The sequence below is a fragment of the Pirellulales bacterium genome (assembly GCA_035939775.1).
Taxonomy (GTDB): domain Bacteria; phylum Planctomycetota; class Planctomycetia; order Pirellulales; family DATAWG01; genus DASZFO01.
Window position 1 is genome coordinate 1 of sequence record DASZFO010000361.1, and the last position, 10,776, is coordinate 10,776.

Annotated in this window: 6 protein-coding genes; 4 read left to right on the plus strand and 2 right to left on the minus strand. The window is 60.5% G+C overall.

The genetic code is table 11. The annotated features are described in order from the left end of the window. Nucleotides 1-52 precede the first annotated feature (52 nt). Complete coding sequence (locus tag VGY55_24010) at nucleotides 53-4,135, minus strand: hypothetical protein (GenBank protein ID HEV2973053.1); 4,083 nt, start codon at nucleotides 4,133-4,135, stop codon at nucleotides 53-55. Between the two features lie 423 nt (nucleotides 4,136-4,558). Here VGY55_24010 and VGY55_24015 point away from each other — a divergent pair, with 423 nt between their 5' ends. The 4 genes from VGY55_24015 (at nucleotide 4,559) to VGY55_24030 (ending at nucleotide 10,148) form a co-directional block, all read left to right on the plus strand. After that, on the plus strand, nucleotides 4,559-5,425 hold the full coding sequence (locus VGY55_24015; protein ID HEV2973054.1) for a phosphate ABC transporter substrate-binding protein: 867 nt from the start codon (nucleotides 4,559-4,561) through the stop codon (nucleotides 5,423-5,425). A 75-nt stretch (nucleotides 5,426-5,500) separates the two neighbouring features. After that, a complete protein-coding gene (locus VGY55_24020; protein HEV2973055.1) occupies nucleotides 5,501-7,543 on the plus strand; it encodes an ATP-binding protein in 2,043 nt (680 codons plus the stop codon). Continuing rightward, on the plus strand, nucleotides 7,528-9,213 hold the full coding sequence (locus VGY55_24025; protein ID HEV2973056.1) for a diguanylate cyclase: 1,686 nt from the start codon (nucleotides 7,528-7,530) through the stop codon (nucleotides 9,211-9,213). Before VGY55_24020 ends, VGY55_24025 begins: the two co-directional genes overlap by 16 nt. A gap of 35 nt (nucleotides 9,214-9,248) precedes the next feature. Continuing rightward, a complete protein-coding gene (locus VGY55_24030; GenBank protein HEV2973057.1) occupies nucleotides 9,249-10,148 on the plus strand; it encodes a response regulator in 900 nt (299 codons plus the stop codon). Here VGY55_24030 and VGY55_24035 read toward each other — a convergent pair. Next, on the minus strand, nucleotides 10,145-10,366 hold the full coding sequence (locus tag VGY55_24035; GenBank protein ID HEV2973058.1) for a hypothetical protein: 222 nt from the start codon (nucleotides 10,364-10,366) through the stop codon (nucleotides 10,145-10,147). The two genes, VGY55_24030 and VGY55_24035, sit on opposite strands and share 4 nt — an antisense overlap. Nucleotides 10,367-10,776 lie beyond the last annotated feature (410 nt).

Consider the following 10,776-nt stretch of genomic DNA (forward strand, 5'->3'; position numbering starts at 1 on the left):
GACAGGCTAGCCTGTCCCTCTCCGACTCTCCGTCCGTTCTTGTTTCCGTGACCTATTCTCCGTAGTCCTGCTTCGACCATTCCTGGCCCTCGTTGAGGTGGGCCGATTGCGGTTTGCCGGATTTCTCGAAGGTGATTTCGAGCTGTTTTTTCCAGCCGGGGGTCGGATCGGCGCCGAGAAAGCTGATGTTGGCCTGCACCGCGTCTCCGCGAGCGACGGCTGCCTGAATGCGCTCGGTGACGTCCGCCCAATTTTTGCCGCCGTCCCAGCGCGCTGAAATGATCGTGGGCAGATTGGCGGGTTGGGGTGCCGGGGACTCGAAGACCGCCTCACCCGCGAGCATCCGCAGCCGAACGGAATGAAACGTCACACGGCTCTTCCATGCCCCCAGACCAAGTTGCCGCGGATTGGGCAACGACCAGCGCTCGGGGATGCTTAGCGCGGCGAGCTTTCCTTGCCACCGCAAATATGGCTTTCCGTCGAGCGAAACTTCGATGCTTGCCATCTCGTCCTTGAGGAGCCGCACACCGATGAGCAGCTTGTAACGATGGCCGTTCTCGAGCGAACCCGGTAGCGTTCCGGTCGGGTTCCGATTGTCCGTGATGCCATGTCCATCGATCTTCTCGATGCCGCTGACCTTCCCATCCGAGGCGCTTAAGCTCACCATGCATCCCTGCGAACCAACCGGAATAATCGTGTTGACATCGCTCGATCCATCTGTCCGGGTAAAACCCACTTCGAGTTCGTAACTGCCGTCGATCGAGGCGGGGAGCCTGATCCGGCAATACCGTTTGGCTTCGCTGGAAATCTCATCGCCGCTCCGCACCCAGTTTCCGTTTATGGCATCCTTTGCGGTGTCGACCATCCGCAACAGGTCGACCCACTGTCCGCGCGAGAATTGAACGGGCGAATGAGTGCGGGAGTCGGAGCCGGACTTGACGCCCGGCGTCTTGATGATTTCCGGCACGGCGGATTTGGCAACGGCTCGTCCCGCGATTAGTTTTAGCCGCATCGAATGAAATGTGACGCGCGTATTCCAGGTGCCCAAGCCGAGTTCTCGCGAATCCGGCAAACGCCACGCCTCATCGAGCGCCAACGATGTCGGATTGCCTTCCCAATGGGGCAAGTAAGGTATTCCGTCAAGGGATACATCGACGCTGGCGTGTTCATGTTGTGTTTGACGGACATTGACGAGCAGCCGATAGCGATGGCCGTTGACAATCGTTCCCGGCCGGACAGTAGTTGGATTGCCGTCGTCCCACGGCCTCTTTCCGTCGACGCGATCCAGACCGCGTACGGCGCCATGATCCATGCTCAGCAGAATCGCGCATTGCCTGTCGCCGACGGTAAAGATGGTGTTGACGTCGGCATCTCCGTCAGTGCGAGTAAACTCCACTTCGAGATCGTAGCTGCCGTCAGCGATGACGGGGACCTCGACACGCGCCTCGCCCTCCGGCTCGCATGAAATCTCGGCGCCATTGCGTGACCAGTTTCCTTTCACCGTATGCTTAGTGACGTCAGCCAACTTCAGCACCTCGACCCATTGCCCGCGCGGGAATTGGAGCTGCGAGCCGGTCGAGGTGTTGAGCGGCGATTTGCTCCCCGAATCCTTTTTTAAAGAAGTCACGGCGAATGACCTCACGTCGACGTTGGAATCAACCGCGTGAACGGCGACGCGGCCTTTAGCGGAGAGATTGTTGTTTCGCCTTTCCGCGAAGACGGCCTTGCGATTGATCCAGATTCCTATGCCGTCGTCGGCAATTCGCCAGCGCAACGAGTACCACTTGTTTGGAACCAGCGGCGGGATGGCGGCCGTCACTAGGCTGCCGCTTTCCACTTTGTCATTGCCGTCGGGTCTGTTGATCCTCAGTTCGCCAGGCTTCCGTTCCCAGTTAAAAATCACGGACGAACCACGTGGACCGTAAATCCGAATGTTGTTCCTTTCGGTTCGAGCGACAACCGCAACCTCGATCGGTCCGGCGTAACCGTCCTTGGTTATGACCTCGTTTTCGGTTGGGGTAAGTCGAACAATTCCGTTCAGCAGTTTCGCTCGTCCAAGATCGAATTTGTCCCACGAGCCGGGAACGATGGCAGTTTGTTGTGAGCGTTGTTCATTGCCGGCGTCGATCTCCGCGAGCCGCTTTTCGATCGTCGTTTTCTTCAAGCTGGGTTGCAGGTTGGGGAGCATCAGGCGATAGATTTCGGCGGCGTGAACGCGGGCGGAGTCGCGCGGGAGGCCGGTTTCCTTTTGCGACTGGTCCCACCAGCCGTCGGCCAATTGAAGTTGGTAGTTCAACTCCAAGTTGACCGCCAGTTCCTGCTTGGCCAGCGACTTGAACGGCCCGTCGGGACCCTTGGCCAACAGCGGCAGCCCGCGGTCCCAATCGCTCTTGTACAGGCAATACCAGCGGCCCATGGTCAGATTCGCGTCGGGGTTGTCGGCGTCCTTTTCGAGGACCATCTCGGCCTCGAGCGCGCCGGCCGACGCCGTTTGCAGCAAGAGAATCTCATGGCGGCGTTCGGCGATTTGCTTGCGCAACCGAGGGTCGGCCGACGGCTTGGCGGCGACCGCGCTGACGGCCTCGGCGATCGCCAGGGCCGTATCGTAGCGCTCGTCGGCCAGGGCCTGATCGATGAGCTGCTCGGCAGCCGCGGCCACGGCCGCCACTTGCTCGGCCGTCGTTGCCGATTTGACCGAGACTTCAACCAGCTTTTGCTTCATCTCGAAGGGATCGACTTCGTAAGCGGCGTCGAGGAGATCGGTTCCGTGGAGCGCGGAATTCAAGTCCCCGGCCCCGGCCGACAAACCGACCGCCCTTACCAGCAGCATGTAGCGTTCGGCGGGCGAATTCCCAGCTCCGTCGGCCAGATTATAGAACTGCTCGGCCAAGGCCCGCTCTTTTTCAGCCGAGTGCGCAACCTTGTACGTTTCGTCCAGTTGTTTGCCGATCCGCTGCTGCTCGGCGTCGGAAGGGACCGGGAGCTTTTTCGTCGCGTCGGCTTCGGACGCCACGGTCGAACTATCGGCGGTGTCTGACACCGGCGGGGCGACCGAAGAAGGCGGGCCGCCGGTTGTGGCGATCACTTCCTGTCGCTTCCAAATCGGCTTCATCTTCTCGATCGCCTGCGAACTGATTGCAAGTTTTTGGTCGATCGTCTGAAAGCCATTCCGTACGATTCGCAGCTCGTGCGGCCCCGGCTTCAAGAAGAGTTCGAGCGGCAGCGCGTCGTCGAGCGGCGTCTCTTTACCATCGATGGTTAATTGCGCGCCTTGTCGATCGCCGACTGGCCAATCGAGGACCAATGTTCCGTCGCGCTCAATCGGCACGGCGGCCTGTTGAACCGCAGCCGCTGGCTTCCAGTTCGGTGAAATCGCCTGTTCCCCGCCCGCCTCCAGCGTGACGGTCGTCTCCAGCTTGTATGTACCGCGCGAACCGACGATATGGTGATCGCCCGGCGGCACGCGATACTCCCACGGACCGTTGGCGGGAATTGTCACCGGCTGGCCGTCGATTGTGAGCCTTGCGCCAGCCCGATCGGCGGAGGGCCAATCGAATGTCAGCGCGGCATCCGGGTTGGCTTTCAGGACGTAGAACACGACGCCGGCGGCTGGGACCATCACCAGGGCTGCGATGATGCAAATGTAGATTAGCCGATTGTTCGCGGCCCGCCGTGCAGTAGCCGATCGAATCGATTGGCCGCTCGTCTTGCGAGGCCGGCTGTCCGCGTTGCCGATCAATTGGTCCCAGTCGGATGCCGGCGGCGGTGCTTGCGGGTTTGTCGCTGTGATCGGTTGGGCAACCGGCAAGTTGACGATCGGACCAGCCCTGGCATGAGGCGGCGCGGCAGCAGCGGCAAGCGCGGCCCGCAATTGCTGATCGTAGGCGGCCTTCGTCTGAGGATTGAGCAAGCAAACCCGCGCGGCCGACAGTTCGTTGAGCAACTGCTGGGAGAGCCGCGCGTTCTTACCGGACTGCAACGTGCGCAGATGCGCCATTTGTCGATCGGCGGCGCTCTCGATCACATCCGGATTCGTCTCGAAAACGCGAATACCCAGCAACCGATAGCGATTGGCCGGCTGTTCCTCGGGTGGAATCCCAAGCCAGACATGGTAGGGATCAAACGCATCCGGCATCGCATCGCTCCAAGCGAATCGGCGGCTGTCAAAGGTCGCCCAGAATCCGCCAAGGTGGGGGACTTCATTATGCCGAAATGAAATCCGAGCGGCAAGCCATCGCGCGATGCCCGCGACGACTCATCGACGACGGCGATGCCTGACCGCAATGCGACGCGGCGGCGGTAATTCGCCGCCGGTCGCAGTCGCTACAAGAATTCCCATTGCCACGACCCTTCCCCCTGCCTCCTGGCAACTGCCCACTACTCTAGGTCCAGTCGATTCAGCAGCTCTGACCGCCATGACCCAATCGCCACTTGGGCTCCGTATTTAACGGTTGCTCCGGCTCGCGGGCTCCCGCAGCCTGTTTTCAACCCCACCAAGGAATGATCTATCCTTGACACATGCGACAGGACCAATCGTCGGACTTAAAAGGGGATTCACATGATTCAGTTCAGCAAGGCCCTCCCTCGTTTCCTGCTCTCGGCGCTTGCGCTGATCGCCTGCGGATGCTCGGCCGAAGAGGCGAGTCCGGGGCAAGCAGACCAAATCAACTTAAGCGGCTTGAACGGCAAGTTGGTGCTCACCGGCTCCAGCACGATGTTCCCGCTGATTCAGGAAATTGCTCGGCGGTTCGAAGCGCAGCACCCTGAGGTCCATTTCGAAATTCAGATGGGGGGTTCTCTCCGCGGGATCAGTGACGCGCGGCAGCGGAAGGCCGATATCGGCATGTCGTCGCGGGCGCTTAATGACAACGAACACGAACTGTTCGCGTATCCGATCGCTCGCGACGGCGTCTGCTTCATCGTTCATGCAGACAATCCGGTTCAGAGCCTCACCGACCGGCAACTCGCCGACATATACCGTGGCAAAGTGACGAATTGGAAGGACGTGGGAGGCAAGAACTCCACGGTCACCGTAATCAGCCGCACGGAAACCCGCAGCGAGCTAGAGCTAGTCGAAAACAGCCTCCACATCAACCGTCGCGAAATCAAGGCCCAATCGCTCGCCGGCGATAATCCAGTGGCGATCGACGCGGTGGCAAAGGACCCGAATGCGATCGTTTTCGTTTCGGTCGGCGAGGCGGAAAGATGCAAAAAAGCGGGCGCTCCGCTCAAGCTGCTGCCGGCGGACGGGATCGCGGCCACGGAGGGAAACGTCCGCTCGGGCAGTTTTCCTCTTTCGCGCTCTCTCGTCTTGGTGACATCGGATTTCCCGGCCGGATTGAAAAAGGCGTTTATCGACTTTGCGCTTTCGCCACAGATGACCGACTTGATTCGGAAGTACAGCTTTGTTCCTTTCGTCGATTGACCGTCCGCGGGGGGCATTCACCGCCAAATCTCGAAGGCGGTAGTCGCACAACCCACGTTCGCATTGGAGCATCAAATGTTCGACTGGCTCAACAAGCTCAGTTTGCGAGCAAAGCTGCTTGGCGGCTTCGCCATCGTGGTCGGCCTGATGGCCACCGCCTGCATCGTGGCATTGGTCAGTCAGAGCTGGACTCAACGGGCGATCGATCGGTTTCTCGACGTCGACGACGTCGTCGAAAGCCTCAGCGCGCAGAGCGGCGCGGCCATGCTCAAGGCGCGACAGCACGAAAAGGATTTCCTCCTGCATTACCGATTGCTTGGTCAACGCGAGGCAACGGCCCGATACATGGCCCTGCTCGGGATGGAAGTGACGACCATTCACCAAAACATGGCTCGGATTCGACCATCGGTCCAAGATCCGGCGGTGAAGGAGCAGACCCGTCAGATCGACCTGGCCCTCGACCGATATCAGGACGGGGTGACGCGGTTTAGCAAGCAAATCGGTGGAGAGGGCCAAGCCGAGGTCGGACTCGAAGGCGCCTTGCGGCGCAAACTCCGTTCGATTGAAGTTACCGTCCGAGGAGAGAGCTTGCCCGAACTCGTCGTCGATCTTCTTGCCATCCAGGGCGAGGAAACGGACTACTTGTTGCGCGGACTCGATCGAGACACGGCGCCGATGCACCGAGCTGCGGACCTATTCAAGCTCGACGTGGCTCGCGCCGCGCTCGCGGACGAGACGAAATCGCAACTCCAGGCCCGGATCGACGAATATCTGACGCTGTTCGATAACGACGCGAAGATCGCGGCCCTCGTGGAAAAATATCGGTCCGACGCAAACATTGTCGAGCCGCTCTTGGAAGCCCTCCAGACTCGCGTACGAAACGATCAGATCCTGACCCGTGATCGGGTGAACGCGGCGGTCCAGGCAAGCCATTGGGTCCTGATGAGCGTCGGCGGGGTCGCAATCGGTCTGGGGCTGGTCGTGGCGCAACGCTGTACGCGCAGCATTACGCAAGGCGTGGGCGAGTGCTTGACCTTCGCCGAGAAGCTGGCCCGAGGTCATATGGAAACTCGGCTCAGCGTGCGCGGCCGGGACGAGTTTGGCACGATGGCGGTCGCGCTCAACGGAATGGCCGACGCGATGGCCGGCGCTCAACGGGCCCTGCAAACCGAACTTGACGAACGCCAACGCACCAATCGGATATTGAAGCAGGAAATCGAAGACCGCATCCGGGCTGAGCAGGAACTCGAGGCCGCCCATCAGCAGTTAATGGTCGCCTCGAGAAGGGCCGGAATGGCCGAGATCGCCAGCGGAGTGCTGCACAACGTGGGCAACGTCCTCAACAGCGTCAACGTCTCCGCCACTTTGGTCCTCGATCGGCTCCAGCAGTCCAAGGTCGATCAACTCACGCGGGTCTCAGGACTCATCGAGCAGCACCAGGCCGATCTGGGGCAGTTCATTACCTTGGATCCGAAGGGGAAGCAAGTCCCCGGTTTCTTGAAGCTCCTCGCGGGCCATTTGACCGAGGAACGTGCTCAGATGCTCGAAGAGCTGAATTCCCTGCACTCCAAGGTCGAGCATATCAAGACGATCGTGGCCACGCAGCAATCGTATGCCGGCGTCTCGGGAGTCATCGAGCCGATCGACCTGCACACGTTGCTCGACGACGCGATCAAGATGAACTCCTCGTCGTTCGAGCGGCACGGCATCGCGGTCCAGCGCGAATACGCTGAGCTGCCCAAGCTGTTGCTCGACAAGCAGAAACTGCTGCAAATCCTGGTGAATTTGGTGAAGAACGCCAAGGACGCCATGCTGGAGCCGGGTCAGGGAGAGCACCGACTCGACATCAGCACGCGGCTGGTCGACGAAGACCGCCTCCAGATCGTTCTCACCGACACGGGAGTAGGAATTCCGCCGGAGAACCTGTTGCGGATCTTCTCGCACGGCTTCACGACCAAGAAAACGGGCCACGGCTTCGGCCTGCACAGTTGCGCCAACGCCGCCAAGGAGATGGGGGGCTCGCTCCAGGCCGAAAGCGATGGACCGGGAACCGGCGCCACCTTTACCCTCGAACTACCCTTTCAGCCCGCGGAGGAGCCCGCATGTTGCACGACCTGATCCCGCGAATCCTGGTGATCGACGATCAAGAGTCGATCCATGAGGATTATCAGAAAATCATCGGCCCCCGGCAGTTCAGCTCGTCGGCGCTCTCCGAGGCCGTCAACGAACTCTTCGGCGAGCAACCGCTCGTCACGCCGTCCGACGACGTCAACCGTTACGAAATCGACTCCGCCTATCAAGGCGAAGAAGGACTCCGCCGCGTACAGCAAGCGTTGCAAGAAGGGCGGCCCTATTCCGTCGCGTTCGTCGATATTCGAATGCCGCCGGGATGGGACGGCGTCGAGACGGTCTCACGAATTTGGGAGATCGATCCGGAGCTGCTCGTCGTGCTGTGCACGGCCTATTCGGATTATTCCTGGGAGGAGATGGTCCGGCGGCTCGGCCGCACCGACCGTTTCCTGATTCTGAAGAAGCCGTTCGAAAACATCGAAGTCCGCCAATTGGCCATGTCGCTCAGCGAAAAGTGGCGCGTTGCCCGCACCGACATGCTGACCGGATTGCTCAATCGTCGATCGTTTAACGAGCACCTCGAGCGGGAGTGGAATCGTTCGGCGCGCCAGGGCCATCCGCTCTCCTGCGTGTTGCTGGACATCGACTTCTTCAAACGGATTAACGACGAACACGGCCACCACGAAGGCGACGCTGCCTTGAAACTCGTCGCAAACGTCCTTGGTGAGCAAAGCCGGGCGGGAGATTTCGTCTGCCGTTACGGCGGCGAGGAATTCTGCGTGCTGCTGCCCGACACGAACGAAGAGGGAGCCACGATTTGGGCCGAGCGGGCTCGCACGGCGCTCGCCGGCGCCGGTTTCACGGCGGCGGGCCGAATCGTGCGGCTCTCGGCCAGCTTCGGCGTGGCCCAACGCGCCGACGAAATTGCCGGGCCTCACGAGCTGCTCCACCGGGCCGACCAGGCCATGTTGGTCGCCAAGCAATCCGGCCGCAATCGAACCGTCCGGTTTACCTCGCTGGCCAGTCCGATCGCCGCGGGATTGGCCGAAATGCCGATCGCCCTCAATCTTTTCCAGGGCGTACTTGCCCGCCAAGTGATGACCTCGCCGGTCTTATGCCTGCGAAACGACTCGACCGCGGGGGAGGCGGCCAACCATTTTCTCGAAACGCGCGTCAACGCGGCGCCGGTGATCGACGCGGCGGGGAAACTGATCGGCATCCTGTCGGAAAAGGACGTCATGTGGACGATGCTTTGGACCGACTCCTGGACCAAGCCCATTGCGGAGATCATGCAGACCACGGTCGTGTCGTACGCCGAAGACACCCCGATCCAGGCGATCTTCGATTTCTTGTGCCGAGTGACGATCCGCCGCGTGGTCGTCGTTCGCGACGGCCAGCCGACCGGAGTCATCAGCCGCGCGAGCTTGCTGCGGTGGTTTACCAATTGGGTCGCTAGTCATCACGGCCACGTTTCGGAGGGCGATGGAAATGGTGGCGGCGGTCCCGCCGACCGGGCGCGTCCGCGGATGACTGAGGCCGCCGAATCGCTGGTGCAACTCGCCCAGAGGCTGTTATGCGAGCTGAGCGATGAGGAGCAAGACGATCTCGCGTCTCCGGTCGTCGAGGGCGTTTCGAAAATGCAGGAGTTGATGAACGACCTCTTGGCCTATTCCAGGCACGTCCACCGGATCGCGGTTCCCGAAGCTCAGGCGTGCTAATCCGTCAACGATTCGACGAGAGAGGGAATTGCCCCATGACGGGTAAGAAGAATCGCCGCATTCTGATCGTCGACGACAACGTGGCGATCCATGAGGACTTTCGCAAGGTGATCGGGACCGACGACGACGGCGCCAGCACGGTCGATCAATCCGCCGCCGCGCTGTTTGGCGAGCCGGTCGTGGCAGCGTCGCGCCCCTTGGCGAGCTATGATCTCGACTCCGCTTATCAGGGGCAAGAGGCCCTGGCGCGCGTCGAGCAAAGTCTGCGCGAGAACCGGCCTTACGCCATGGCGTTTGTCGACGTCCGCATGCCTCCGGGCTGGGACGGCGTGGAAACGGTCCGCCGCATTTGGGAAGTCGACCCCGATTTGCAGGTCGTCATTTGCACGGCATACTCCGACTACTCATGGGGAGAGATGACGCAAGTGCTCGGAGAAACCGATCGCTTGCTGCTCTTGAAGAAGCCGTTCGACAATGTGGAGGTTCGCCAAGTGGCCTCCGCTTTGACCGAGAAATGGCAACTGGCCCGCAATGCGCGGCAGTCGGTCGACCAATTGCGGCGGCTGGTCGAGGAGCAAACGGCGAGCTTGCAACAAGCCAACCAAAAGCTGCTGCAGGTTCAAAAGTTAGAGGCCGTTGGCCAACTGGCCGCGGGAATCGCCGACGAAATCAACACTCCCACGCAAGACCTGGGCGATAACGCGCACTTTCTGAAGGGCGCCTTTCGCGATCTGGAAACGGTCCTCGACGAATGCGATCGGCTGGTGCAAGCAGCCAAGTCCGACTCGCTCTCCGCAGAAATCGCGGCGGAATTCGAGCGCGCGGTCGCTCGGACCGATCTGAGTTATCTTCGCGAGGAAATCCCGAAGGCTATCGACCAATCGCTGGACGGGATCAATCGCGTCGCGGAAATCGTCCGTTCGATAAACCGTTAGTTCCAAACCGAGAACAGCGCCCGGTCAAGAAAGGCTCGCCAGGCGCGGTCGCGGGCTTCCTGCAGGGCCTGCTGATACGCGGCTTGATGCAGGAAGCTACTGGGATTGGCGGCTGTTGCTTGAGGATTTGGGCAAAATGCAAAGCCCGCGGGAATGGCAGGGGCCTGCGGCTCGGTTGTTGATGGTTCAAGTTGCTGACCGATGCGATTATGCGCCATGACCGTTCTCCCTCGTAACTTCGGTCGCCGTTTAAGTGCTGCAACCGAATCGCAACCAATTTGATCGCCTTAATCCATATCGTAGCGAGCGACGATTTGTTACAAGTCAACTCCGCTGCTAGCAGAGGAATTTCTGCGCGCCGCCCGGAATAACCGCCACGGGCCGCAATTCTTATTGCAATTTTTCGGACGATCTCTCTATATTGGCCACATTGGATAGCCGACCCGCGTTACCGGGAGGCATTTTTTTCGACCGGCGTCGCTGACTGGAGACCCAGAAGTGCGCTGACATGGACGGTCGGTCCGTTCTCCGCTGGTTCAAGGGAGGAACCGTCTCGCCAGACGTGCTTGCTTATCAGTCGGCGATCAACCGGATCCGACTACTGAAAGGAGTGTGGTCAATGTCGTCT

Bases quoted from the DNA above. Each gene is read 5' to 3' on its own strand.
- VGY55_24035 (HEV2973058.1), bottom strand. From the start codon at position 10,366: ATGGCGCATAATCGCATCGGTCAGCAACTTGAACCATCAACAACCGAG.
- VGY55_24030 (HEV2973057.1), top strand. From the start codon at position 9,249: ATGACGGGTAAGAAGAATCGCCGCATTCTGATCGTCGACGACAACGTG.
- VGY55_24025 (HEV2973056.1), top strand. From the start codon at position 7,528: ATGTTGCACGACCTGATCCCGCGAATCCTGGTGATCGACGATCAAGAG.
- VGY55_24010 (HEV2973053.1), bottom strand. From the start codon at position 4,135: ATGCCGGATGCGTTTGATCCCTACCATGTCTGGCTTGGGATTCCACCC.
- VGY55_24015 (HEV2973054.1), top strand. From the start codon at position 4,559: ATGATTCAGTTCAGCAAGGCCCTCCCTCGTTTCCTGCTCTCGGCGCTT.
- VGY55_24020 (HEV2973055.1), top strand. From the start codon at position 5,501: ATGTTCGACTGGCTCAACAAGCTCAGTTTGCGAGCAAAGCTGCTTGGC.